We start from the raw sequence: 24878 nt of genomic DNA on the forward strand, positions 1-24878 counted from the left end.
ATGGTGCTGCAACGCCAGTTGACGGCGATAGCGCAGATATACCTTCAGGACTCGCCGATATTCGGCACGGTCCTGCTGCTTTGCCTGTATCTGACCCAGCCGGTGTTGGCGCTGGGCTGTCTGGTTGGCGCCTGCGTCGCGTCGGCGACGGCCTGGGCGCTGGCATTCCCCGATGAAGACCGCCGCCAGGGCCTGTACAGCTTCAACGCCGCGCTGAGCGGGGTTGGCCTGTGCGCCGGCTACCAGTTCAGCTCCGCGCTGCTGGCCTGGATTGCCATCATTGCCGTGTTGACCGCATTGTTCAGCCGCGTCGCACAACGTGCCGGCGTCCCTGTGCTGACTTCCCTGTTCGTGGCCGCGATGTGGCTGACCGATGCTTGCGCGCCGCTACTGGGTTTGCGATCGATGGCGCAAGTCACCGACACAGCCTGCAGCCTGGCTCCGTCCAGCTTCCTGTTTTGCGCGCTGGGCCAGGTCAGCTTCGTCGGTCCGGCCGCACTCGGCATGTTGGTATGGGTTGCGCTGGCCCGCCGCCGTTGGCAGCTGGCCATGTGGATGCTGTATGGCGCCGTCCTGGCCTGGTGTGTCGCGAGCAGCGCTGAATGGATGCTGAATTGGACTATCGTCAGCAGCCAGGCCACCGGCATGGGCATCAACAGCGCCTTGACCGCGCTGGCACTGGCTACCTTCGAACGCTCCCGATCCCAGCGCCTGCTGGGACCAGCGCTGACCATCCTGCTCTGCGTGGCGCTGGGCGCGGCCGGCCTGTCCTACTTTACCGCCCCGTTCGTGCTGGCGACCTGGCTGTTGTTGCCGGCGTGCGGGCGTTGGCGGTGGAAGGTCAGCGGCGAGTAGGCGACGTTCGACGGTGGAGGAGAGTTCAGGATGCCCGGCTTCATGGCGCCGACCACGTGCATCTCGCAGGGTTTGCAATCGAAGCGCAGGGTGTAGGTCTCGTCGCCGCTCACCAATGTCATGGGCTCCGCGCGCACCTGGCCCTGAACGCCTTGCACGCCCTTGGCCTGCTTCGGGCAGAGGTTGAACGAGAAGCGCAGGCAGTGCTTGGTGATCATCAGCGGCACTTCGCCCGCTTCCTCGTGCGATTCATAGGCGGCGGCGATCAGCTGCACGCCGTGGTTGTGATAGAAGGCGCGTGCCTTCTCGTTGTAGACATTGGCCAGGTAGCTCAGCTGCGTGTCCGGATAAACGGCGCGGGGCTGCGCGGGCTTCTTGCGGGCCGGGCGCTCCCAGGCCGCCAGGCGCGCCGCCTCGTGCGCTGCGATGGCGTCGCGACGCAGGCCGTTGATGACGCCGGCCGGCACGAACCATGGCTGCGTAAGCTTCAACTCGATGCCGTCCGCTTCGAACATCGTGCTGCCCAATTTTCCCAAGTGGGAGCGCAGGGAGGCGTCGGCCTGCGCCGCCTGCTGCGCCGGTTCCAGCGTCAAGGTGGCGTCGGTGCTGCTGCAGATACCATCCTCGTCCCGCAGCGACAGGCGCAGGCCGTGGGCGTGCTCGCCCAGTTCCATCTGCAGCGACACCTTGCGCTCGGAAGATTTCTTCTGCAAGGTCGCTTCCCACTGGTGATCGCGGTTGCGGAGCACGGTGGTGCCGGGTTTGAGGCCGCTCAGCGTGCGCATGTCCTCGTTCGGGAATACGCGCCACAGCTGGCCGTCGTCGACGTCGTCCAGCTTCTGGGCGCGGTTGGCCTGGATGCCGACCGTTTCGCGTTTGAGCATGTAATTCAGGCCATCGCCATTGGCCATCGGCGCATTGGTGACGATGTCGAAGTAGTCCAGGCCAAGGCGGTCGACCACGCCCAGCTCAACACCCACATACTTGGGCGAATCGAAGGCGCCGATTTCCTCCTTGCGGCCATTGGCGAAGTAGTCGGTGTGGCCGCGGTGGAAGGTCTTGTCCACGTCCGGCGTGAACAGGATGCGGGTGTGGCCGCTCGCCGCGCGGGTGAATTCGGTGCGGCGCTCCATGATTTCATCCAGCAGCAGCCGGTAGTGGGCGGTGATGTTCTTCACGTAGCCCATATCCTTGTAGCGCCCCTCGATCTTGAAGGAGCGGATGCCTGCATCCACCAGCGCTTCCAGGTTACGGCTCTGGTCATTGTCCTTCATCGACAGCAGGTGCTTTTCGTAGGCCACCACGCGGCCCTGGCCGTCGCTGAGCGTGTACGGCAGGCGGCAGGCTTGCGAGCAGTCGCCGCGGTTGGCGCTGCGGCCGTTGTCCGCGTGCGAGATATAGCACTGGCCCGAGTAGGCCACGCACAGGGCGCCGTGGATGAAGTATTCCAGCGGCGTATCGACTTCCGCGCGGATCTTGCGGATTTGTTCGATGGTCAGTTCGCGCGCCAGCACCAGCTGGGAGAAACCGACCGCGCCCAGGAAGCGCGCCTTTTCCATGGTGCGGATGTCGCACTGGGTGCTGGCGTGCAGCTGGATAGGCGGCAGGTCCATTTCGAGCAGGCCCATGTCCTGCACGATCAACGCATCGACGCCGGCGTTGTACAGCTGCCAAATCTGCTTGCGCGCCGCATCGAGCTCGGAGTCATGCAGGATGGTGTTCAGCGTGACGAAGATGCGCGAGCGGTAGCGGTGCGCGAAATCCACCAGGGCGGAGATCTCCTCGATGGTGTTGCTGGCGTTGTGGCGGGCGCCGAATGCCGGCCCGCCGATGTACACGGCGTCGGCCCCGTGCAATATGGCTTCGCGGCCTATCTCAGCGGTTTTGGCTGGCGCCAGCAGTTCGAGTTGGTGATCTAGCAGTGACATGATGGATTCCTGACTATCGACGCCGGAAATTATAGCAGGCCGCCCTGGGACTCGATATAGGCGGACAATCCGACGGCCAGCGCGCTGAAGACGGCGCTGCAGGCGGGGTTGTTGCGGAGGTTTTCGTGCATGGCGAGCCAGGTGTCGAGCTGGATGGAAAGCTGGTCGGGCAGCACCCGGACCAGCGACCCGTGGGCATGCGCCAGCGCGACCTGGCAAATGCCGATGCCGACGCCGGCGCGGATTGCCGCCAGCTGGACCACGTCGTTGTCGCAGCGGAGCTGATGCGCTTCGTGCGGCGGGGCGTTGAACCTGGTGCGCATGGCACGGGTGTAGGCGTTTTCGCTATCGACGCCGATCAGGGTGTGGTTGGCCAGTTCTTCCCATTTCAGGGGCGTGCCGCGCCGTTTCAGGTAGCTGCGGTGGGCGAAGAATCCCAGTTCGATATTGCCGATGCGGCGGGCGATCAAGGCCTCATGCTCTGGTTTGGTCATGCGCACCGCGATGTCGGCGTCACGCCGCAGCAGGTTTTCCAGCTTGTTCGATACGGCCAGCTCGACATGGATGCGTGGATGGCTGCGCGACAGCTTGGCCAGAAGTGGCGGCAGCACCTCGACGCTGACGACTTCACTGGCCGTGATTCGTACCGTGCCATGGATGCCTTGCTCGCCGTCGCGGCCCATGCTGGAAGCGGCGCGCAGCAGGGCCGATGAGGTCGCGGCCAGCGTCTCCGCGTACGGTTCCAGCTCATAGGCCGCCTCGGTCGGAATAAAGCCCGTTTGGGAACGAGTGAACAGCGCCAGCCCGAGCGCCTGTTCGAGCGCGTCGATATGACGGCCGATGGTCGGCTGGGTCAACGCTAGCGAACGGGCAGCGCCCGACAATGAGCCTTCCTTCAGAACGGACAGGAAGGAACGGTAGTGATCCCAGTTTGGTTCGGCGGTAGTCATACGAAATTGTATAGCAGCTATGCTATTTTCGGTAATTTTCTTTTAACTCGGTTTGGACGACACTTGCTACATCAACTCACCAAACGGAGAACATCATGGAAAAAACAGCACTGGTACTGGGCGCAACCGGCGGCATCGGCGGCGAGGTGGCACGTCTTCTGGTGGCGCGCGGCTGGCATGTGAAGGCGCTGCACCGCGAACCACAGCGCGCCGCCAAATCAAACGACGGCATGCACTGGCTGGCCGGCGACGCGATGAACCGCGACGACGTGGTGAACGCCGCGCGTGGCGTCCAGTTGATCGTCCATGCGGTCAACCCTCCCGGCTATCGCAACTGGGGCGCACTGGTCCTGCCGATGATAGACAACAGCATCGCCGCTGCCCGCGCCAGCGGCGCCCGCATCCTGCTGCCTGGCACCGTGTACAACTATGGCCCGGACGCGTTTCCGATCATTGATGAGGAATCGCCGCAGCAGCCGGTCACCCGCAAAGGCGCGATCCGCGTGGAGCTGGAAGCGCGCCTGCAAGCGGCAGCCGCCGACGGTGTGCGTACGCTGATTGTGCGGGCCGGCGATTTCTTCGGCCCCAAGGCCGGTAACAACTGGTTCGCACAAGGCCTGATCAAGCCGGGCAAGCCGCTGACCGCCATCAGCTACCCGGGCAGCGTGGGTATCGGGCACCAATGGGCTTATCTGCCGGATGTCGCCGAGACGATGGTGCGGCTGGTCGAGAAGGAAGAGCAGCTGGACACCTTCGCGCGCTTCCAGATGGAGGGGCATTGGGACGCCGATGGAACCCAGATGGTCGCGGCAATCGCGCGCGCTGCCCGCAAACCCGAGCTGAAGGCCAGCGCCTTCCCCTGGTGGCTGCTGGCATTGGCCTCGCCGTTCGTGACGGTGTTCCGCGAATTGCGTGAGATGCGCTACTTGTGGCAGCAACCGGTCCACATGTCGAACAAGCGACTGGTGCAAGTGCTCGGCGCCGAACCACGCACCCCGCTTGACGTCGCGGTGCATCGGACCCTGGCCGGCTTGGGGAGCCTTTAAGCCAGCTTGTACTTGCCCAGGATGCGGCGGGTGGTGCCGTCGGCATCCATGGCGGCTTTCGTGTGCTGGAATAGCTGGACGGTGGCGTCGTCAAAGTCCAGCGAACCGGCCAGCCAAGCGGTGGTGGTCCGCACCGGTGCGCTGAGATGAAAGTCCTTTTGCGCCGAGCGGCTCGTGAGCGAATTCTGGATGATGTGCTGTTCGCCGAACGCCGCGTCGGCCATTCCCTTGAGCAGATAGCGGTGCACCTCTTCGATCGAACTGGCTTCGATGATATTCCTGTATCCCAGCTCCTGCAAAATCGTCGCTTGCGCGGCGCCGCGCAGCAGTGTGATGCGACGGGCCTTCATGGCTTCTGGATGCTGGATGTCGAACTTGCCGTTGCGCGCCGCCAGGAACATGTAGTGCTCCTCATACAGCGGCGCCAGCCAGCGGAATTTGGTCTCGCGGTCCAGCAGGCGGGTGACGGGGAAGATTGCCGTCTCGGGCATCGAAGTGGCCAGGAACAAGGCGCGCTTCCACGGCACAAACTCCAGCTTGAGAGACATTTGTACGCGCTTGCACAGTTCATTCAGCAGTTCACGCAGCGCGCCCGGATTCTGGTCGTCGTTTTCGACGACCAGCGGCGGCAAGTGCGTTGTGACGACCCGCAGTTCCTTGCCTTGTGCTGCCCGCGCCAAGCTTGTGCCGCAGCTGAGTGCCGCGGCGAGGCTGAGTAAAGTTCTTCGTCTCATAGTACGGTATCGTACCCGATTACTCCTGCTCAGACCACAGTTTGCCGGCCGTGGCCCAGTTCTCGCGTTTGCACTCGTGGATGATAATGTCGACCGATTCCGGCGACGCGCCCAGCGTTTGAACCGTGACTTCGGTGATGGCTTTGACGAACGCGCGCTTTTGCTCCGGCGTGCGGCCTTCGAACAGTTGTACGTTGATAGTTGGCATAGTGCTTCCTTTCAGGAGCGATAGTTGGGACTGAGTTTGTCCAGTTTGCGCAGCAGCGCCGGCCATTCCAGCTTGCCGTCCGGCGTGCCGTCACCCAGCAGTTCCTGATGCGCCTTGAGGCAGATCTCGTGCGGCGGAACATGGCGCCGGCCGCCAGCCGATTGGGCTTTCAGCTGGATCGCGCTGGCCTTGTCCAGCGCCTCCATCAGCACAAAGGCCTCGGCGATGGTCCTGCCGCAGACCAGCGAACCGTGATTCCGCAGCAGCATGGCCGGATGGTCGGCCAGCCGCTCCAGCAGGCGCGCCTGCTCGCCATCGGTCATCGCCAACCCCTCGTAGTCGTGATAGGCCAGCACGCCGTAGAAGCGCAGCGCGTGCGCCGACAGCGGCAGCAGCCCCTCGCTTTGCGCGCCGACCGCGATGCTGTTCACGTTATGCAGATGCATGACGCAGGCGATATCGTGCCGGGCGCCATGCACCGCCGCGTGCAGCATGAAGCCAGGACGGTTAATGTCGTACTGCGCCGCGTCGACCGGATTGCCGTCGCGGTCCACCTTCACCAGGTTCGATGCGCATACCTCGTCGAAGCGCAGCCCGAACGGGTTGATGAGGTAGCGCTCCGCCTCGCCCGGCACGGCGGCCGAGATGTGCGTGTAGATCACGTCATCCCAGCCGTTCAGCGCGCACAGGTGATAGCACGCGGCGAGATCGACGCGTGCCTGCCATTCGCTTGGGCTCATCCGTTCAGTCCTGGCGCTGGTGTACCACTTTACCAGCAGCGTAGGTGGCGGAAATGGAGCGGTCATCACCCAGCATGGCGATGGCGAACAGCAGTTCCTCGACCGAGTCGGTGCGCTCGGTGCGGCGCGCCAGCAGCGGCGTGGCCTTTGGATCGAGCACGATGAAGTCCGCTTCCGCGCCCGGCACGAAATTGCCGATCGTGCCTTCCAGCTGCATGGCGCGGGCGCCGCCCAGCGTGGCGAGGTAGAACATGCGCATCGCCTGCAGGTAGGTGCCGCCCATGCGGGCTACTTTGTAGGCTTCGTTCATCGTTTGCAGCATCGAGAACGAGGTGCCGCCACCAACGTCGGTGGCCAGCGACAGCGGCACTCTTTTCGCGTCGGCGCGTTCGAAGTCGAACAGGCCGCTGCCCAGGAACAGGTTGGAAGTAGGGCAGATCGAGATGGCGGACTGGGTCTCGCCCATGCGCGCGCGGTCGGTGTCGTCCAGCCAGATGCAGTGCGCGTACATCGAGCGCGGGCGCATCATGCCGAAATGGTCGTAGACGTCCATATAGCTGCGGGCGTTCGGGAACAGCGATTTAACCCATGCCACTTCGTCGGTGTTCTCGGCGACGTGGGTTTGCAGGAAGGTGTCCGGGTAGGCTTTGGCCAGTGCGCCGGCCAGTTCCAGCTGTTCTTCGGTGGACGTCGGCGCGAAGCGCGGGGTGATGGCGTACAGCTGGCGGCCGCGCTTGTGCCACTTCTTGATCAACTCTTCGCTTTCGCGCGCGCCGCTTTCGGCGGTGTCTTGCAGGAAGTCCGGGCAGTTACGGTCCATCAGCACTTTGCCTGCGACCATGCGCAGGTTGCGCTTTTCGCTTTCGGTGAAGAAGGCGTCCACCGATTGCGGATGCACGGTGCAGTAGACCATGGCGGTGGTGGTGCCGCAGCGGGTCAGCTCATCAAGGAAGAAGCTGGCGACGTTGGCCGCATGCTCAGGATCGGAGAATTTGCGTTCGGTCGGGAAGGTGTACTTTTCCAGCCATGGCAGCAGGCCTGGCGCCGGCGAGGCGATCATGTCCGTTTGCGGGTAGTGGACGTGGGTGTCGATAAAGCCCGGCATGATGATCTTACCGCGATAATCGTGCAGCGGCGTACCTTGCGGCAGGAAGGCGATCAGCTGGCTGAAATCGCCGGCCAGGTGGACCTTGCCGTCGTTGATGATCAACAGGCCGTCTTCGTGCCAGGAGCAGGCGTTGGTGGCGAATGCCGGATCGTCGCTGAAGTGCAGGAGGCTGGCGCGATAGGCCTGGAAAGTGCCGCTTTGGGTGATGATGCTTGCCATGATATTCATTCCTTGTTCCGTGTTGCGGACGCCAGTTGACGCGCGCGAGTGCGCGACGCGACTGACATGGTCGTCGGCGATGATGGCGGGCGCGTGGCGCCACACCGGTTATGTGTGCTTGGGCGTACTGCCGGCGGGGTTGCTAGCGGTTGGCTAGACTAATGAGGGGCGATAGCGCGCTCCCGCCCCGGCGCTGCCGGAGAGTGAGTGCGCCCGAGTTGCAGGCAGTTGGAAGAACATCAGTTGGTGCATGTGGTTTGCGTTTCCGATAATACGGTTTGAGCAGATGCGCTCATTTTAGCACCGATTTCCACCGGTATGGCCAGTGCGGCGGCTTCCCATACCTGCATCAGCTGCGCGGCCACCGAGACGGCGATCACCGCCGGCGCCTTGTCGTGGATGCCGGGCAGGCCGATAGGGCAGGTCATGTCGGCCATGCGTGCAGCCGGAATGCCGCGTTCCTGCAAACGGCGTTCGAAGGACACGCGCTTGGTCTTGGAGCCGATCAGGCCGAACCACGTGAAGTCGGTGCGGCGCAGGATGTGCTCGGACAACTGCTGGTCCAGCGCATGGCTGTGCGTCAGCACCAGGAAGGACGCGCCGGCCGGCGCTTCTTCCACCACGGCTTCCGGCGTATCGGTCGCTTCGACGCGCACGTTGGCCGGCAGGACCGACGGGAACATGTCGTCGCGCTCGTCGATCCACACAACCTGGCATGGCAGCTCGGACAAGGCGCGCACGATGGCTGCGCCTACGTGTCCGGCGCCGAACAGGTACAGGCGCGGACGATAGGGCAGGCAGGAGTCGATCAGCCAGCGTTTGCCGTGATCGTCGATGCGCACCTTGCAGTCGATGCCGGGACCTGGACGCGCGAGCGCAGTGGGACCGGGGCCGCACAAATGGGCGCCGGTGGCGTCATAGATGCTGGCCGGCTCGATGCAATCCAGCGGCACCATGCGCCAGCTGTCCTGGCCATCGCGCCAGCGGCGTGCCAGGGCGCCGAAATGTTCTCCGGCTTCCGGCATGATGCGTTCGAAAGCCAGGTGGACCACGCCGCCGCAGCATTGGCCCAGGCTAGGGCCGAGCGGGAAACGCTCCAGCCGGCGTTCGGCGTGCAGTTCGCCGGCCGGCATGGCCAGCATTTCACGGGCGATCTCGGTGGCGACCATTTCGAGGTGGCCGCCGCCGATGGTGTCGAAGGCGTGATACTGGGTGATCAGCATCTTGGCGCCAGGTTCGCGCGGCGCGGAGCCGGCGACCTGCGCCACCGTGACCAGCACGCGCGGAACAGCCTTGCTGGCCGCCGCCGTCAGTGCGTTGAGGTTGAAAGGCGTGGACATGATTAGTTCGCCGCTTCCATCGCATCCTGCACTGCGCTGATCGCATTGAGGATAGCCTCGCTGGTTGCGGGCGCGCGCAGCGGTGGGTTGAAACGATGATCGGCGACGCTGGAGCAGGCGTCGCGGATCGCCAGGAATACCGAGAACGGCAGCAGCAACGGTGGTTCGCCGACCGCTTTCGAGCGGTGAATGCTGTCCATGACGTTGCGGTTCTTGAACAGACGTACGCTGAAGTTCTCCGGGCAGTCCGACACGCCGGGGATCTTGTAGGTAGAAGGCGCGTGCGTCATCAGCTTGCCGGCCGGGTTCCACCACAACTCTTCGGTGGTCAGCCAGCCCATGCCCTGTATGAAGGCGCCTTCGACCTGGCCGACGTCGATGGCCGGGTTCAGCGAATTGCCGGCGTCGTATAGCGCGTCGGCTTTCAGCAGCTTCCATTCGCCGGTCAGCGTGTCGACCACTACTTCCGACACCGAGGCGCCGTAAGCGTAGTACGAGAACGGGTTACCGCTCATGGTCTTCGGATCCCAGTGCAGGCCAGGCGTGGCGTAGAAACCGTCAGACCACAGCTGGATGCGCGCCATGTAGGCTTTCTGCACCAGCTCCGCGAATGGAATCGCCTCGTCGCCGACATGGACGAAGTTGGCCTCGAAGCGCACCGTGGCGGGATCGCCATCGTGACGCTTTGCGGCGAATTCGGCCAGGCGTTTGCGGATGGTGTTGGCCGCATCTTGTGCCGCCTTACCGTTCAAGTCCGCGCCGGTCGATGCGGCGGTGGCCGATGTGTTGGCGACCTTGCTGGTATCGGTGGCGGTGGCGCGCACCATGGCGAGGTCGATGCCCAGTTCATGCGCTACAACCTGGCAAACCTTGGTGTTGATGCCCTGGCCCATTTCGGTGCCGCCGTGGTTGACCAGCACCGAGCCATCCGTGTAAATGTGAACCAGCGCGCCGGCCTGGTTGAAGTGCGTGACGTTGAAGGCGATGCCGAACTTGACCGGCGTGAGCGCCAGGCCGCGCTTGAGCGTTTGGCTCTTTGCGTTGAAGGCGTTGATGTCCTCGCGGCGCTTGCGGTAATCGCTTTCGTTCTCCAGCTGAGCGACCAGGTCGTGGATGACGTTGTCGACCACTTTCTGGTTGTACTGGGTGACGTTGCGGCCTTCTTCGTCATTGCGGCCGTAGAAGTTGATCTTGCGGACGTCGAGCGAGTCCATGCCGAGGTTGCGGGCGATTTCATCGACGATGTATTCGATGGCGATGGCGCCTTGCGGGCCGCCGAAGCCGCGGAAGGCGGTATTCGACTGCGTGTTGGTCTTGCCGGCCATGGCGCGGATGTCGACGTCGCCGAGGTAGTAGGCGTTGTCGAAGTGGCACACCGCGCGCGTGGCGACCGGCGCCGACAGGTCGGCCGAGAAGCCGGCGCGGGAAACCATTTCCACCTTGGCGGCGACGATGCGGCCGTCGTCGCCGTAGCCCATTTCGTACTCGTAGTAGAAGCAGTGACGCTTACCGGTGACCATCATGTCGTCATCACGGTCGGCGCGCAGCTTGACCGGGCGGCGCAGGTGCGCGGCCGAGATGGCGGCGCAAGCGGCCCACAGCGCGGACTGCGATTCCTTGCCGCCGAAGCCACCGCCCATGCGGCGGCACTCGACCACGATGTCGTGCGAATGGCGGTGCAGGGCGTGCGCGACCACGTGCTGCATCTCGGTAGGATGCTGGGTCGAGCAGTAGATCAGCATTCCCTTGCCTTCCTTCGGAATGGCGTAGGAGATCTGGCCTTCCAGGTAGAACTGCTCCTGGCCGCCGACATGCAGTTCGCCCTTCAGACGGTGCTTGGAACGCTCGAATGCGGCTTGCGCGTCGCCGCGCGCCAGGTGCATAGGCGGCACGACGAACGATTTGGCATCGCGCGCGGCTTGCGGCGTCAGGATGGCTGGCAGTTCTTCGTACTCGATGACGGCCTTCTTGACGGCGCGGCGGGCGTTGTCGTGCGAGGTCGCCACCACGATGAAGATAGGCTGGCCGACATATTCGACCAGACCTTCCGACAGGATCGGATCGTCGTGGATGATAGGGCCGCAGTCGTTGGTGCCTGGGATGTCCTTGTGGGTGTACACGGCCACCACGCCTGGCATGGCTTTGACGGCGTCGAAGTTCATCGACAGGATATTGGCGTGCGCCTTGGCCGAGATGCCCAGCGCGGCGTGCAGCGTGCCGGTGGCTTCAGGGATATCGTCGGTGTAGGTGGCTTCGCCGAGGACGTGCAGCACCGCTGATTCATGCGGGTGCGACTGGCCGACTTCGGCCCACGCCATCGGAACGGCAGGTTGCGTCAGGAATGCTTCGGATTTGCTGTTCATGCTGCGACGACTCCCTCTGCGTAGTGATAGGCGTTGATCGATTGCAGCGGCTGGGCGGAGTCCGGATTGGTCTCCAGCCAATAGCGCCGCAGCAGGTTTTGCGCGGTCTTCATGCGGTAGCCGGCGGTGGCGCGCATGTCGCTGAGCGGCGTGTAGTCCTTGGCCAGTTCGGCCATCGCCAGTTTCAGCGTGGCTTCGTCCCAGCGCTTGCCGTTGACGGCTGCTTCGGCCAACGGTGCGCGGCGCGAGGTGGCGGCCATGCCACCGTAGGCGATGTGGGCGTTGCTGACCACACCGTCCTTCAGCGTGAAGGCGAAGGCGGCGCAGACGGCGGAGATGTCCTGGTCATAGCGTTTGGCCAGCTTGTAGGTGCGGAAGTGGATGTCCTTGCGCGGCAGCGGAATGCGTACGGCTTCCACGAACTCGCCCGGCTGCCAGTCCTTCTTCATGTAATCGAGGTAGAACTTCTCCAGCAGCATGGAACGTTGGCCCTTATCGCTGCGGATGACGATTTCCGCACCCAGTGCGATCATCCATGGCGCCGAGTCGCCGATCGGCGAACCGTTGGCCACGCTGCCGCCCAGGGTGCCGGTGTTGCGGATCGGTTGCGACGCGAAGCGCTGCCACATTTCGTGCAGCTCTTCCTTGTAGTGCTTGCAGACCGCCTCGTAGGCGTCGTTGAGGGAGACGGCGGCGCCGATATAGAGCATGCCGTCTTCCTCCACCATGCGGTACAGCTCCTGCACTTGGCGCACGTAGATCATGTCGCCGAGGTTGCGCATTTGCTTGGTCACCCACAGGCCGACGTCGGTCGAGCCGGCGACGATGGTGGCGGTGGGCTTTTCTGCGCGCAGGGTTGCCAGTTCGGCCAGCGTGCGCGGGGCGTAGAAGGTCTGGCCGTCGTGGGTGTAGCTGTACATTTCGGTTCGCTGGATGGTTTGCAGCGAGGCTTTCAGCGCCTCGCGGTCGAAGCTGACGGGAGGCAGCTCGCCCATGCGGCGCGCGGCATCGATGATAGGGCGGTAGCCGGTGCAGCGGCACAGGTTACCGGACAGGGTTTCGTCCACGGTCTTGCGGCATGGCGGCGTGGTCTGACCCTCCTGTTTCAGGTAAAGGCTCCAAAGCGACATGGCGAAGCCCGGCGTGCAGAAGCCGCACTGTGATCCGTGGCATTCGACCAGCGCTTCCTGCACCGGGTGCATATTGCCGTCGGCCTGTTTCAGGTCTTCGATGGTGAAGACGGCCTTGCCGTCCAGCGTAGGCACGAACTGGATGCAGGAGTTGACCGACTTCATGGCCACTTCGCCGTCGGGCTGCAATTCCGCCACGACCACGGTGCAAGCGCCGCAATCGCCTTCGGCGCAGCCTTCCTTGGTGCCGGTGCAGTGCAGGTCTTCGCGCAGGTGCTGGAGCAGGGTGCGGGTTGGTGCACCGTCTGCGACGTTGTGCACTTCGCCGCGATAGAAGAATCGAATAGGTTCAGACATGGTGGCTCCGCAATTACTTGGTTTTGAACTGGCGCAGGAAGTCCAGGAAGATCTGTGCCGATACTTCGGCGTCGTCGGCGGTCATGGTTTCGAGCGGGTTGTGGCTGATGCCGCCGTTGCCGCAACGCGTGAACAGCATGGCGACGTCGGTCATGCGGGCCAGCGCCATGGCGTCGTGACCGGCGCCGGATGGCAGTTCGAATACTTCGACGCCGGCGCGCTCGGTGGCGGCGGCGAACTGCTTGACCAGCCAAGGTGCGCACGGTGCGGCAGGCGCCTGCATGATCTTGGTGATCTTTAGGCCGATCTGGCGGCGGGCGCAGACGGCTTCCGCTTGATTGAGGATGTCGGTGACAGCGGCGTCGCGCGTGGCGTCGTCGGCGGCGCGGATGTCCAGCGACAGCTTGCAGGCGCCGGGGATGACGTTGACCGAACCGTCCGGCACGTGCAGCTGGCCGACGGTGCCGACCAGCGAACGTTCACGTCCGCAGCGGTCTTCGACGTACAGCACGATTTCGGCGGCGGCTGCGGCGGCGTCTTTACGCATGATCATTGGCGTGGTGCCGGCGTGGCTGGCCAGGCCGGTCAGTTCGACCTGGAAGCGGCAGCTGCCGGCGATCGAGGTGACGACGCCAGTCGGCAGGCCTTTGCCCAGCAATACCGGGCCTTGTTCGATGTGGACTTCGACGAAGGCCAGCACGTCTTCCGGTTTGCGTGCGACCGAAGCGATCTTGCTGACATCGTGGCCGGCTGCGGTCAGCGCGTCGCGCATGGTGATGCCTTGTGCGTCGGCCTTGTCCAGCAGCGCCATGTCGAACTGGCCGATGACGGCGTTGGAGCCGAGGAAGGTGCTTTGATAGCGCACGCCTTCTTCTTCCGAGAAACCGATGATCTCCAGGTCGAACGGCAGGCGTTCGCCGCGTTCATTGAGGTGCTTGACCACGGCGATCGGCAGCAGGATGCCTTCGCGGCCGTCGTATTTGCCGCCGTTGCGCACGGTGTCGTAGTGGGAACCGGTCAAGAGAGCTTTGGCGCCCGGCTGGTCCGACTTGTAGCGGCCGACGACGTTGCCGACCGGGTCGATCGACACTTCCATGCCCGCTTCCTTCATCCACGTCGCCAGTTGGGTGGCGGTTTTGCGGTGGGCGTCGGTCATGTAGGCGCAGGTGAGGTTGTCGGCGTCGTCGCTCCAGGCGCCGATGGTTTCAGCCCATTGCATGATGGTCGGGCCGAATTGCAGTTCTACTTGCAGCAGTGCGTTCAGGCGCATCTCGGCGATGCGGCCGATCTGGCGCAGGCATTCGGCCAGCTCGTCGTCGCGCTGCGAACGCAGGCGGCGGCTGAAGGCGGCGGTGATTTCCTGGCGCGTCAGGCCGTTGCCGGTCGGGCCTTTGACGGCGAGGATGAAGGGGAAACCGAATTTGGCGTTGTAGTCGGCGTTCAGCTTGTGCAGCGTCGCCAGTTCGTCGACGGAGCAGTGGGTCAGGCCGGCCTGCGCCTGTTCGCCGGTCGATTCGGCGGTCAGTTCCCCGGCGAGGGCTGCTTTGCCAGCCAGCTCCGGGTGGGCGCGCACCAGGCCCAGTTGTTCGGCTTCGGTGGCTTTCTGTACGACGCCTTGCAACGCCTGTTTCAGGGCGGAGAGAGTGGAGAATGGGCGCTGCGCGGCGGCGCGCTCCGGGATCCACGGCGAGTGTTCGTACAGGCCATGCAGCAGCTGGGTGAATTCATCGGCGCCGCAGCGGTTCAGGTGATCTAGTGTGATTGTCATTGTTGTGCAGGCCGTGGCCCGTCTCCTCTTGGTATATGAGGAATGATATATGGCGAGGGAGGCTGTTATATACGCCCGGAGCCATAACCGCATTCAGCCCGGGCTTATGGAGAGTGTTGTGGGCGTGCCACGGGTTGACCCCGCACACCGGAGGCAGGGGTCTGACCCCTCGGGGTCAGACCCCATCGGGTTGGGGGCTATTTCGCGGTAAGCGCTTGCGCGGCCTGCGTGACCTGGTCGCGCAGCCACTTGTGTTCCGGCGCCTGGTGCACGCGCTCGTGCCACAGCTGGTAGAAGCGCATCGTCGGGAAGCGTACCGGCACGGTGAAGGTCTTGATCGGCAGGTTGCGCTCGTAGAAGCGCAGGTACTGGCGTCCGGTGGTGAGCACCATGTCGGTCTGCGTCAGCATGTAGGGAATCAGGCTGAAATACGCCGATTCCACCACCACGTTGCGCTGGTAGCCTTGCTGCGCCAGGAAGGAGTCGATCACGCCATGGAAGCCGGGCAGCGTGGGCGAGGGTGCCACGTGGGGCAGGCTAAGGTAGTCGTCCAGCGTCATGTCGTTGGAATCGGTGCGCTTGGCATAAGGCGCGTCGGCCCGCATGGCGCAGATGATCGGGTCTTCGAAGAGGCGCGACAGGTGCAGGTGCTCCGGCGGCTGTTCCCAGTTACCGATCAACAGATCGAGTTCGCCGTCGGACAGCATGCGGATCGCATCCACTTCGGCGCCCAGGCTATGGATGATGACGCGGCTCTTGGGCGATTCGCGTCGCAAGCGCGCCACAACGTTGGGCAAAAATTGAATATCGAGGTAGTCCGGCGCGCCGATGCGGAAGGTGCGGCCTTCCTCCTTGGAGGCGAACGGTGTCTTGTGCAGGAACAGCTGTCCCACTTCGTCGAGGATGCGTTTGGCGGGCTCCTTCAGGCTCTCGCCGTGCTGGGTCGGGACCATGCCGCGGCCGCCGCGCACCAGCAGCGGATCGCCTGTGAGCTCGCGCAGTTTTTGCAGCGAGGCCGAAATGGAGGGCTGCGTTTGATCCAGTTTCATCGCTACGCGTGAAACGTTTTTTTCGCAGAGGAGCATGTACAAAATGCGTATGAGGTGCAGGTCTAAGTGGTCGGGAAGTTGTGCCATGATGATCGATCTATAACGGTGAGCCTATTTTTAATATACGGCTACTGCCATACGAAAAGCCAGAATTAGTTTTATCGTTCGTCCCAGACCGTGCGTGTTCTGCGTACGGTTTTCAATCGGTCGCAGCGGAGCTTTCAACAGTTCGCGGCCAAAAGGGAAATCATCCCAATCGTCTGGAGCGCCCGCGGTGGCAGACGAGCTTAATCCAATCATTGGGGACAACATGGAATTGCTCGCTTACGGCGTGGACTGGCTCAATCTATTGGTGCGCTGGCTGCATCTCATCACGGGGATCGCGTGGATCGGCGCATCCTTCTACTTCGTATGGCTCGACAACAGCATACGCCCACCCAAGCCGGGTTCCGACCTGGCCAAGAAGGGCGTGTCCGGAGAATTGTGGGCCGTGCATGGTGGCGGTTTTTACAACCCGCAGAAATACCTGGTGTCGCCGGCCGAACTGCCGTCGGACCTGCACTGGTTTAAATGGGAAGCCTACGCGACCTGGATCTCGGGCTTCTCGCTGCTGTTCATCGTCTACTACTTCAACGCCCAGGCGATGATGATCGATAAGTCGGTCGCGGACCTGTCGCAGTTCCAGGCGATCGGCGTGGGCCTTGGCTCGCTGCTGGTGGGCTGGCTGTTCTACGACACGCTGTGCCGCTCGCCGCTTGGCCAGAAGGATGGCCTGCTGGGCATCATCATGTTTGTGTTCATCGTCGCGATGGCCTATGTGCTGACCAAGTTCCTGAGCGGCCGCGCTGCCTACATCCACGTTGGCGCCATGATCGGCACCATGATGGTCGGTAATGTGCTGATGCTGATTATTCCTGGCCAGCGCAAGCTGGTGGAAGCGATGGAGCAGGGTAAATCGCCCGATCCTATCCACGGCAAGAAGGCCAAGCAGCGTTCCGTCCACAATAACTACTTCACGCTGCCGGTGCTGCTTATCATGATCAGCAACCACTACGCGATGACCTACAGCCATGCCTACAGCTGGGCGCTGCTGGGCGCGATCATCGCCGCCGGCGTGTTGATACGCCACTTCTTCAACCTGCGCCATCACGGCAAGACCGCGTGGCAGTTCCCTGCGGCCGGTGTCGCGATCCTGGCGGCGGTTGCCGTGGTGATCGCACCTCGTCCTGCTGCAGCTCCTGCGCCGGTTATCGCCGGTGATACCGCCGGTGCGGCTCACGCCAGCGTGGCTGCGCCAGACTTCAACCGTGTGCAGGCGATCGTCAACCAGCGTTGCGTCAGCTGCCATGCGGCCCAGCCTACACAGCCCGGCTTTGCCACGGCGCCCGCCGGCGTCATGCTGCACACGCCTGAGCTGATCCACCAGAACGCGGCCAAGATCAACCAGCAGGCCGTGGTGCTGAAGGCTATGCCGATCGGGAATATGACCAACATCACGCCAGAAGAACGCTCCGAACTCGGTGCGTGGTTCGCCGCCGGCGCCAACTGACACCTGTCATTCCCGCGCAGGCGGGAATCCATACTGAGCCGGCTTCGGCCACTCGGCATGGGTCCCCGCTTTCGCGGGGACGACATTGGATACTGAAAGAATATGATCATGACTACTACCACCATCAATGGTTTCAACCTGACCGCGGCGCAAGTCGTCGCCGTCGCCCGCGACCACTCCATCGAAGTGAACCTGGCCGCATCGTCGCGCGCCGCGCTGAAGGAAAGCCGCGACTACATCGAGTCGACCTGGATGCACGACGAAGCGCCGATGATGTATAGCTTTAACACCGGCGTCGGCATGCTGAAGGACACCCGCGTCAAGGTGCAGGACATCGTCCTGTTCCAGACGCAGCTGATCAAGGCCCACGCCTGCGGCATGGGCGAGCCGTTCTCCGAAGAAGTCAGCCGCGCCACCATGCTGTTGCGCGCCAATGCCTTCGCCAGTAACTACTCCGCGCCGCGCGTGGAAGTGGTTGACCGTCTGCTGGCCTTCGTCAACGCCGGCATCCACCCGATCATGCCGCAGAAGGGTTCCGTCGGCGCCTCGGGCGACCTGGCGCCGCTGGCCTACCTGGCAGCCGCCATCGCCGGCTTTGAAGAAGCGGAAGTGATGTACAAGGGCCAGCGCATGTCGGCTCCTGACGCGATCCGCGCTTCCAACGTCGGCCCGGTGGTCTTCGAACTGAAGGCCAAGGATGCATCGGCACTGATCAACGGCTGCACCGTCTCGCTGGCGGTGGCGCTGCTGGCCGCCTCCGATGCGCGCAACATGCTGTCCGACGCCTGCCTGTCGCTGGGCCTGACGCTGGAAGCGATGCGCGCCGAAATGTCGGCCTTCGATCCGCGCATCCATGAAGCGCGTCCGCACGCTGGCCAGATCAAGACCGCCGCCATCATCCGCGACCTGCTGGACGGTTCCACCCGCACCACGCACGAAGCGCGTGCCGTGCAGTTCCCGGAAGAGCTGCGCCGCACCGACATCCCGTACACCGCCCGCATCCAGGACGTGTACTCGCTGCGCTGCGCGCCGCAGGTCTACGGCCCGGTGTTCGATGCGCTGGACTACATCGACACCATCCTCGACAAGGAAGTGAACTCCGCCACCGACAACCCGCTGATCTTCGGCAAGGACGGCGGCGGCTTCGAGATCATCTCCGGCGGTAACTTCCACGGCCAATACCTGGCGCAGGCGATGGACCTGCTGGCGATGGCCGTGGCGGACCTGGGCAGCATCGTCGAGCGCCGTGTCGCGCGCCTGATCGATCCTACGCTGTCGTGGGGCCTGCCGCGCAACCTGATGTCCGGCGTGCGCGGCGTGAACACCGGTTATCCGGTGATGCAATGCTCGCTCAGCTCCCTGGTGATGGAGAACCGCACGCTGTGCATGCCAGGCAGCGTCGACTCGATTCCGGCCAAAGGCAACAGCGAAGACCACGTGTCCAACTCCACCTGGTGCGCGCGCAAGGCGGCAACTGTGGTGTCGAACACACAGTACATTGTCGGCGTAGAAATGTTGTTGGCGTCCCAGGCGCTGACGATGACAGAAAATCTGCTGCCAGGTTTTGTGCTCGGAAAAGGCACGCAAGTGGCCTACGAATCGGTACGCGCGCAGATCCCGGCCTGCCTCGACGGCGACCGTTGGCTGCACAACGACCTTGAAGTGGCGCGCTCCTTCATTGTGACGGGCTCGGTGCGCAAGGCCGTGGTCGCGAAAATCGGCGAATTCGTTTAGGAGGGTTAGAGCGGGGCTACGCCGCAATCAAAATGCGGCGCGCCCCGGCTGTTATAGGTCATAACAGATAGCAGGTATGCCACCAAAGTAATTTATCGCGGTGGCCCCTGAGATAAGGTCTAGGTCGATTGTTCCCATGTTTAATCGGCGAATGACCAATAAGTAGTTAAAAATAGAACACGGAGACGTTATGTTAATTTTGGAAAAATTCTTCAAGCTGAAAGAGAATGGGACCGATGTGCGCACCGAACTGGTGGCAGGTCTGACCACATTCCTGACGATGGCTTACATCATCTTCGTCAACCCCTCCATCCTCGGTGACGCCGGCATGCCCAAGGGCGCTGTCTTCGTCGCCACCTGTATCGCAGCCGCCCTCGGCTGTTTGATTATGGGCCTGTACGCAAACTATCCGATTGCTATGGCGCCGGGCATGGGGTTGAACGCTTACTTCGCATATGTGGTCGTCAAGGGCATGGGCATGCCTTGGGAGATGGCGCTGGGCGCGGTCTTCATTTCCGGTTGCCTATTCCTGTTTGTCAGCATCTTCAAACTGCGGGAGATGATCGTCAACGGCATTCCGCATTCGATCCGCACCGCCATCACCGTCGGCATCGGCTTGTTCCTCGGCCTGATTTCGCTGAAAAGCGCCGGCATCGTCGTCAGCAGCCCGGAGACGCTGGTGCGCGTGGGCGACCTGCACAAGGCGCCTACCTTGCTGGCCATCGTCGGCTTCTTCATCATCGTTGCGCTGGACCGCCTGAAGGTGAAGGGCGCTATCCTGATCGGCATCCTGGTGGTGACGGTATTGAGTTTCTTCCTGGCCGGGAATACGTTCAACGGCATCGTCGACATGCCGCCATCGCTGGCGCCTACGCTGTTCAAGCTGGACCTGATGGGCGCGCTCTCGGTCGGCCTGCTGAACGTGGTGCTGGTGTTCTTCCTGGTTGAACTGTTCGACGCCACCGGCACGCTGATGGGTGTGGCCAACCGCGCCGGCCTGCTGGTCAACGGCAAGATGGAGCGCCTGAACAAGGCGCTGCTGGCCGACAGCACCGCCATCGTCACCGGTTCGCTGCTGGGCACTTCCAGCACCACCGCCTACATCGAAAGCGCCGCCGGCGTGCAAGCGGGCGGCCGCACCGGCCTGACCGCCGTCGCCGTCGGCGTGCTGTTCCTGGCCTGCCTGTTCATCTCGCCGCTGGCCGGCGTGGTGCCTAGCTACGCCACGGCGCCAGCGCTGCTCTACGTTTCCTGCCTCATGCTGCGCGAACTGGTCGACATCGACTGGTCCGACACCACCGAAAGCGTGCCAGCCGCCATCGCGGCGCTGACCATGCCGTTCACGTACTCGATCGCACTTGGCGTGGCGTTCGGCTTTATCTCCTATGCGGTGCTGAAGCTGTTGACCGGCCGTGTGCGCGAAGTGCGTCCAGTGATCTGGGCGATCGCTTGCGTGTTCACCTTCAAGTTCGTCTACCTCGGCGCAGGCTGAGGAACTAACCCCAACGACTGCCTCCTCACCGGCGCGCCCTGACGGCGCCGGCGGGGACAGTCACGTCCTAAAATATGGAAAACTAAAATGAAAACGAGACAAATTCCACAACTGCTGTGCATCGCCTTTTTGAGCCTGGCCGGATCGGTCCAAGCCGCCGACTGGAGCGACACCTCCGTCAGCTGGCGCTACGGCAACGACTATCGCGAGCCGTTCAACCCGAACGATATTTCCAAGAACATCCTGGCGCTGACCCATGTCAGCGGCTACAAGTACGGCAGCAACTACTTCAACGCCGACTTCCTGATGTCGGACAAAAACGATCCAGCCTCGCTGACGCAGAAGTCCGGCGCCAACGAAGCCTACATCCTGTACCGCAACACGGTCGACCTGAGCAAGGTGACCGGCACCGAGTACAAGTTCGGCCCGGTGCGCGGCCTGGGCATCACCGCCGGTTTCGACGTCAACACCAAGAACGACGTCGGCTACAACTCGCGCAAGCGCATGTTCGTGCTGGGACCGACTTTTATGTGGAACGTGCCGGCCGGTCACTTCAACACCAGCCTGCTGCTGCTCAACGAGAGCAACGCACCGAGCGGCGCCTTCCCGCCGATCTCCACCGTCACTGGTCGCTATACCTACAAGACGCATGCGATGCTGTCGTCGGACTGGGGCATCCCGCTGGGTTCGCTGTGGGCCTTCGAGGGCTATGCGAACTTTATCGCATCGAAGGGCAAGGACGAAACGGGCAACGATACCGGCGCCGAGACCAATATCGACATGCAGCTGATGTTCGACGCCGGCGCTGCGATGGGCCACGCGAAGAACACCTTCCGCGTGGGCGTCGAGTACCAGTACTGGCGCAACAAGTTCGGCAACACCTCGGCCACCACCGGCGGCCAGGGCTATGTGGCGAAGACGCCGATGATCCGGGCTGAGTACCACTTCTAAGTTATCCGTAGTTGAACTACCGAGAGGCAGCCGTGAGGCTGCCTTTTTCCTTTTGTGGACAGGAAGACTGGCGATCGGGGGGGGCATAGAGCGCTGGATATACTGCTGCGTATTTGCGAGAACAAGCATCTGCGATGCCGATGGATGTAATTGCAATAAAAACACTAAAGTTTTCTTTTTGAAATTAGTTGTTATTTTGTGTTACCATTTCGCGCACGATTCCTAGGTGGAAGATTAATTCCGCTGCCGCAAAGCTCCCGCAGTCGCTCGCCTCCATCGATTGTCCTGTACCTAAGTCAAATAAAAAATTGACTCCAGGCCGTGCTTTTGCCTGTAAAAAACTCGTCGGTCACTAAAGAAATTGCATCGGATAACAAATTGAAAAGAATGATAAACACCCATCAAGTAACGGCAATCGACCTTGTATCAATTTTACTGGCGAGTATTTATCGGATTTTTTCGAAGGCCATTCGATGCTGGTGTTTAAGCGGCGTTCTCTTGGTCTGCGGTCTGTTGACAGTAAATCAAGCGCAGGCGGTATTTGATGGCAGTGACGCTGGCGGCCCTGCCATTTTCCAGAATGTGCCAACTACCATGGTTGCTGGCCAGAGATATCACTTTCAGGTCAACATGAAGAATCTCAGCGGCACGTGGGAGAACAATAGAGTCTTTCTGGTGCCGCTGAATCCTGCTGATGCCGCTGTCTGGGGTGTTGCAGCAATTCCTATCTCTGGTAGTGCTGAGCCAAATACGTCGGGGACATTCATTTTTGACATCGTCGCCCCTTCGGTTCCAGGTAACTACAATTTTCAGTGGCGACTTGCGCGAGGCAATATTCTGTTCGGTAAGCCGATGGATAATATTGTTGTTCAAGTGGTCGCCCCTACCAAAACCACTGTAGAAATGACTGCGCCCGTAGATCTTGGCTTTGGCAACGCCTATCGCGCACCAAGTGAGTACTTTGCAGTCCGGGTCGCGGGCCGAATTTTGACAGCGCCAGGGGTTTCAATTGCTAAAGTTGAGGTGCTGGATGGCACGAAGGTGATGCCTCCGGTGACCCCATCTCTGGCAAGCAATGTGGACCTCTACGTAATTTATACGAGTGGCTCACACAAGGTTCGCTTGCGTGTAACTGACAGTCTGGGAGCTGTGGTGCTGAGCTCAGAGACAAGTATTTTTTGCGCCAATGCTTCCGTTTATCCAGTGTATGCGCGGATGAACTCTCCAATAGATTCAACCGTCTATTCAGTGAATCCAGGTGAAAAAGCGCTTGTGCCGGTGGTCGGCGTCGGAGCCACCGATGCTGGTTATGTGAATACCTTAGCGCTATACGACGCCGACGCACAAATTCAAATATTTTTAGGCGACCAAGTAAACCGCAATATAAAACTGGGTGTTGGTAAACACACGCTTCGTTTGAGGGCGTATGACGGTTTGGGCAATCCAGGGCCGTTTTCTGATCCTGTTACCGTCACTGTAACGGAAAAAAATAGTGCGCCGGTCGTGCAAATTATCCAACCATCGGCCACTAATAGTGTGCGAACGGCGGCTCCAGGAGCGAAGGCATCTGTTACGCTCTTGGGTGTTGCAGAGGATCCGGATGGTGGAACGGTAGCGAAGTTGGAGCTGCTGGACTTCGAGAATGTTGTCGCTACCGTTGTAGGTAACCAGATTGATTCTCCGGTCGCTCTGCCGCTAGGCGCGCATGCGTTGCGATTGCGCGCGACCGATAAGGCGGGGGCGGTTGGTTACAGCGAGATCAGGAATCTTGCAGTCTTGTCTGAGAGCCACCCAGTAACCTTTATGCAATTGAGCCTGACCTCCAACGGCGGCGCGGTCAATGCAGGCGAGAAGTTTGAAGCAGGCATACTTGCGCAGATGTACGCGAACGTCTTTGCGTTGCCAACCTATGAATCGGTCAGGCTGATCGAATTGCGGGAAGGGACGTCCATTTTGGCCAGTAAGACTTACCCTACCCGGTATGACAGCGACGGCGACATACAAAATGACGTTAGATATCTGACGTTGACATCGAAATTCGCTATCGGCGTCCATCAGATCTTTTTGCGGACCTACACCCAAACTACCGTTGCCGATACCCCGGTTTTCACCGTAACGGTGGTAGAGAAGAACCATCCGCCGACGGTCACGCTGACATCTCCTTCCGCTGGTACGTATTTCGCCCAACCGGATCTTCCATATGCAAATGTTCCCATTATTGCCGCTGCATCAGACTCCGATGGTAGCGTTGTTCTGCTGGAGTTGCTGGAGGGAGAAACTGTTGTAGCGCAATCAAATGGCGCCAGTATTAACGACAATGGGTCGTTTGCGGTCGGCAGCCACACTGTGCGCTTGCGAGCGACCGACAACAGTGGCGAGGCCAGTTACGGACCCTACGTCACATTCGAGGTCCGACAGGGCAATGTGATTGGTGGGGTTACTGAAGTCCGCACCGATAACAACGGCCATATTCAGGTAGTTGGATGGGCGTGCGAAGATACGAAAAACCAGGGCCTGAATGTACAGGTTCTTGGCTACTCGCCAGGAAGCGCCATTGTGTTTGGAAGCGGTGTTGCGAACGTCGCTACCGAACCCGATAGTGCTAGCGTAAAGGCCAAGTGCCACACGCCCGGCGCTGCCCATAATTTCGTTGTTGATATGCCTAGCCCGACCAGTGGAGATGGCGGAGTCGCGTTGTATGTCAAAGCCCAGCCTGCCGACGGGAGCGCAGGTCAGCTGCTGCCTTGCCTGGCTGATTCCTGCCGTAGCCCTGGTATGATGCAAATCGTCTTGCTGTCGCCAGTTGACGGCGTTGCCTATCCTTCGACGCCGTCGAAGGTGACCATTCGCGCCAAAATCCTCAACGGCGGCGAGATTTACGACGGCGTTGATGTGAACCTCGATGGAGGTTGGGGGCCGCTTGTCAAGGACGCTGACGGCACATATGTTCTGACTGCCAGCTTTGATCCGGCCACAACGCATACAGTTTACGCACGCGTCCGCAAAGGGAACATCACGCTGAACAGTACGCGGGCCCAGATTTATATGGGCAACGTGCTGCCTGCGAAAGTGACGTTGTCGGCAACGCCAGCCAATTTGCGTGTCACCGGAAGCGATGCCCCATTTATAACCTTTGCTGGTCATAGCACCGATCCAGGGCGGACCGTCAGCAAGCTTGAACTGATCAAGTTAAGTAATGGCAGCTACAGCGATACTCAGGTAGCCAGCAGCGCAGGCACCAATTCCTCGCTTGATCTGAACACGGCGTTGCCTTTCAGCACCGGCATCTATCGATTCAAGCTGCGCAGCACCAATGACCTGGGTGTTCAGACCGAGTCAGCGCCGGTAGTGGTCAGC

General features: G+C 61.7%; 18 protein-coding genes. 7 read left to right on the forward strand and 11 right to left on the reverse strand.

Going from position 1 to position 24878, the window contains the following annotated elements; translation table 11 throughout:
* A complete protein-coding gene (locus V6M89_RS03630) occupies window positions 1–855 on the forward strand; it encodes an urea transporter (RefSeq protein WP_332851873.1) in 855 nt (284 codons plus the stop codon).
* Here V6M89_RS03630 and V6M89_RS03635 read toward each other — a convergent pair.
* Window positions 771–2783, reverse strand: a complete 2013-nt coding sequence (locus tag V6M89_RS03635) for a peptidase U32 family protein (RefSeq protein ID WP_332851874.1) — start codon at window positions 2781–2783, stop codon at window positions 771–773. The genes V6M89_RS03630 and V6M89_RS03635 overlap by 85 nt on opposite strands.
* 29 nt (window positions 2784–2812) lie before the next feature.
* Window positions 2813–3733, reverse strand: a complete 921-nt coding sequence (locus V6M89_RS03640; protein WP_332851875.1) for a LysR family transcriptional regulator — start codon at window positions 3731–3733, stop codon at window positions 2813–2815.
* Window positions 3734–3828: 95 nt separating this feature from the next.
* Between V6M89_RS03640 and V6M89_RS03645 the strand changes: the two genes are divergently transcribed.
* Window positions 3829–4779, forward strand: a complete 951-nt coding sequence (locus tag V6M89_RS03645) for an NAD-dependent epimerase/dehydratase family protein (RefSeq protein WP_332851876.1) — start codon at window positions 3829–3831, stop codon at window positions 4777–4779.
* Here the strand turns inward: V6M89_RS03645 and V6M89_RS03650 are convergent.
* From V6M89_RS03650 to V6M89_RS03690, 9 genes are all read right to left on the reverse strand, one after another.
* Window positions 4776–5459 (reverse strand): substrate-binding periplasmic protein, encoded by a 684-nt coding sequence (locus tag V6M89_RS03650; protein WP_332851877.1) that lies wholly within the window; start codon window positions 5457–5459, stop codon window positions 4776–4778. The two genes, V6M89_RS03645 and V6M89_RS03650, sit on opposite strands and share 4 nt — an antisense overlap.
* Before the next feature lie 73 nt (window positions 5460–5532).
* On the reverse strand, window positions 5533–5721 hold the full coding sequence (locus V6M89_RS03655) for a 4-oxalocrotonate tautomerase (RefSeq protein WP_332851878.1): 189 nt from the start codon (window positions 5719–5721) through the stop codon (window positions 5533–5535).
* Between the two features lie 11 nt (window positions 5722–5732).
* The gene (locus tag V6M89_RS03660) at window positions 5733–6461 is read right to left on the reverse strand and encodes a class II aldolase/adducin family protein (protein WP_332851879.1); all 729 of its coding nucleotides are present in this window, start codon (window positions 6459–6461) and stop codon (window positions 5733–5735) included.
* A 4-nt stretch (window positions 6462–6465) separates the two neighbouring features.
* The gene (gene guaD / locus V6M89_RS03665; RefSeq protein ID WP_332851903.1) at window positions 6466–7788 is read right to left on the reverse strand and encodes a guanine deaminase; all 1323 of its coding nucleotides are present in this window, start codon (window positions 7786–7788) and stop codon (window positions 6466–6468) included.
* A gap of 239 nt (window positions 7789–8027) precedes the next feature.
* Window positions 8028–9128: a xanthine dehydrogenase accessory protein XdhC gene (xdhC, locus tag V6M89_RS03670; protein WP_332851880.1), complete on the reverse strand. Its 1101-nt coding sequence runs from the start codon at window positions 9126–9128 to the stop codon at window positions 8028–8030.
* Window positions 9129–9130: 2 nt separating this feature from the next.
* Entirely contained in the window at window positions 9131–11491 is a 2361-nt protein-coding gene (gene xdhB / locus V6M89_RS03675) for a xanthine dehydrogenase molybdopterin binding subunit (RefSeq protein ID WP_332851881.1), read from the reverse strand.
* Window positions 11488–12978, reverse strand: a complete 1491-nt coding sequence (xdhA, locus tag V6M89_RS03680; RefSeq protein WP_332851882.1) for a xanthine dehydrogenase small subunit — start codon at window positions 12976–12978, stop codon at window positions 11488–11490. The genes xdhB and xdhA overlap by 4 nt, the downstream gene beginning before the upstream one ends.
* 13 nt (window positions 12979–12991) lie before the next feature.
* Window positions 12992–14746, reverse strand: a complete 1755-nt coding sequence (locus tag V6M89_RS03685) for an allantoate amidohydrolase (RefSeq protein ID WP_332851883.1) — start codon at window positions 14744–14746, stop codon at window positions 12992–12994.
* 197 nt (window positions 14747–14943) lie between these two features.
* Window positions 14944–15882, reverse strand: coding sequence for a LysR family transcriptional regulator (locus tag V6M89_RS03690; RefSeq protein ID WP_332851884.1), 939 nt, complete (start codon window positions 15880–15882; stop codon window positions 14944–14946).
* A gap of 223 nt (window positions 15883–16105) precedes the next feature.
* On the opposite strand from V6M89_RS03690, the gene V6M89_RS03695 reads away from it, so the two are divergent.
* The 5 genes from V6M89_RS03695 to V6M89_RS03715 form a co-directional block, all read left to right on the forward strand.
* Window positions 16106–17344 (forward strand): urate hydroxylase PuuD, encoded by a 1239-nt coding sequence (locus V6M89_RS03695; RefSeq protein ID WP_332851885.1) that lies wholly within the window; start codon window positions 16106–16108, stop codon window positions 17342–17344.
* Between the two features lie 108 nt (window positions 17345–17452).
* Window positions 17453–19078, forward strand: coding sequence for an HAL/PAL/TAL family ammonia-lyase (locus V6M89_RS03700; RefSeq protein ID WP_332851886.1), 1626 nt, complete (start codon window positions 17453–17455; stop codon window positions 19076–19078).
* A gap of 190 nt (window positions 19079–19268) precedes the next feature.
* Complete coding sequence (locus V6M89_RS03705; protein ID WP_332851887.1) at window positions 19269–20570, forward strand: NCS2 family permease; 1302 nt, start codon at window positions 19269–19271, stop codon at window positions 20568–20570.
* An 87-nt stretch (window positions 20571–20657) separates the two neighbouring features.
* Window positions 20658–21521, forward strand: a complete 864-nt coding sequence (locus V6M89_RS03710) for an outer envelope protein (RefSeq protein ID WP_332851888.1) — start codon at window positions 20658–20660, stop codon at window positions 21519–21521.
* A gap of 387 nt (window positions 21522–21908) precedes the next feature.
* Window positions 21909–24878 (forward strand): Ig-like domain-containing protein (locus V6M89_RS03715; RefSeq protein ID WP_332851904.1); only part of this gene is annotated, 2970 nt, incomplete at its 3' end.

It is taken from the genome of Duganella sp. S19_KUP01_CR8 (assembly GCF_036688705.1).
Taxonomy (GTDB): Bacteria; Pseudomonadota; Gammaproteobacteria; order Burkholderiales; family Burkholderiaceae_D; genus Rugamonas.

Excerpts from the sequence above, each read along its gene's own strand:
- V6M89_RS03630 (WP_332851873.1), top strand. The coding sequence starts at position 1 with ATGGTGCTGCAACGCCAGTTGACGGCGATAGCGCAGATATACCTTCAG.
- V6M89_RS03635 (WP_332851874.1), bottom strand. The coding sequence starts at position 2,783 with ATGTCACTGCTAGATCACCAACTCGAACTGCTGGCGCCAGCCAAAACC.
- V6M89_RS03640 (WP_332851875.1), bottom strand. The coding sequence starts at position 3,733 with ATGACTACCGCCGAACCAAACTGGGATCACTACCGTTCCTTCCTGTCC.
- V6M89_RS03645 (WP_332851876.1), top strand. The coding sequence starts at position 3,829 with ATGGAAAAAACAGCACTGGTACTGGGCGCAACCGGCGGCATCGGCGGC.
- V6M89_RS03655 (WP_332851878.1), bottom strand. The coding sequence starts at position 5,721 with ATGCCAACTATCAACGTACAACTGTTCGAAGGCCGCACGCCGGAGCAA.
- V6M89_RS03660 (WP_332851879.1), bottom strand. The coding sequence starts at position 6,461 with ATGAGCCCAAGCGAATGGCAGGCACGCGTCGATCTCGCCGCGTGCTAT.
- guaD (WP_332851903.1), bottom strand. The coding sequence starts at position 7,788 with ATGGCAAGCATCATCACCCAAAGCGGCACTTTCCAGGCCTATCGCGCC.
- xdhC (WP_332851880.1), bottom strand. The coding sequence starts at position 9,128 with ATGTCCACGCCTTTCAACCTCAACGCACTGACGGCGGCGGCCAGCAAG.
- xdhB (WP_332851881.1), bottom strand. The coding sequence starts at position 11,491 with ATGAACAGCAAATCCGAAGCATTCCTGACGCAACCTGCCGTTCCGATG.
- xdhA (WP_332851882.1), bottom strand. The coding sequence starts at position 12,978 with ATGTCTGAACCTATTCGATTCTTCTATCGCGGCGAAGTGCACAACGTC.
- V6M89_RS03685 (WP_332851883.1), bottom strand. The coding sequence starts at position 14,746 with ATGACAATCACACTAGATCACCTGAACCGCTGCGGCGCCGATGAATTC.
- V6M89_RS03690 (WP_332851884.1), bottom strand. The coding sequence starts at position 15,882 with ATGGCACAACTTCCCGACCACTTAGACCTGCACCTCATACGCATTTTG.
- V6M89_RS03695 (WP_332851885.1), top strand. The coding sequence starts at position 16,106 with ATGGAATTGCTCGCTTACGGCGTGGACTGGCTCAATCTATTGGTGCGC.
- V6M89_RS03700 (WP_332851886.1), top strand. The coding sequence starts at position 17,453 with ATGACTACTACCACCATCAATGGTTTCAACCTGACCGCGGCGCAAGTC.
- V6M89_RS03705 (WP_332851887.1), top strand. The coding sequence starts at position 19,269 with ATGTTAATTTTGGAAAAATTCTTCAAGCTGAAAGAGAATGGGACCGAT.
- V6M89_RS03710 (WP_332851888.1), top strand. The coding sequence starts at position 20,658 with ATGAAAACGAGACAAATTCCACAACTGCTGTGCATCGCCTTTTTGAGC.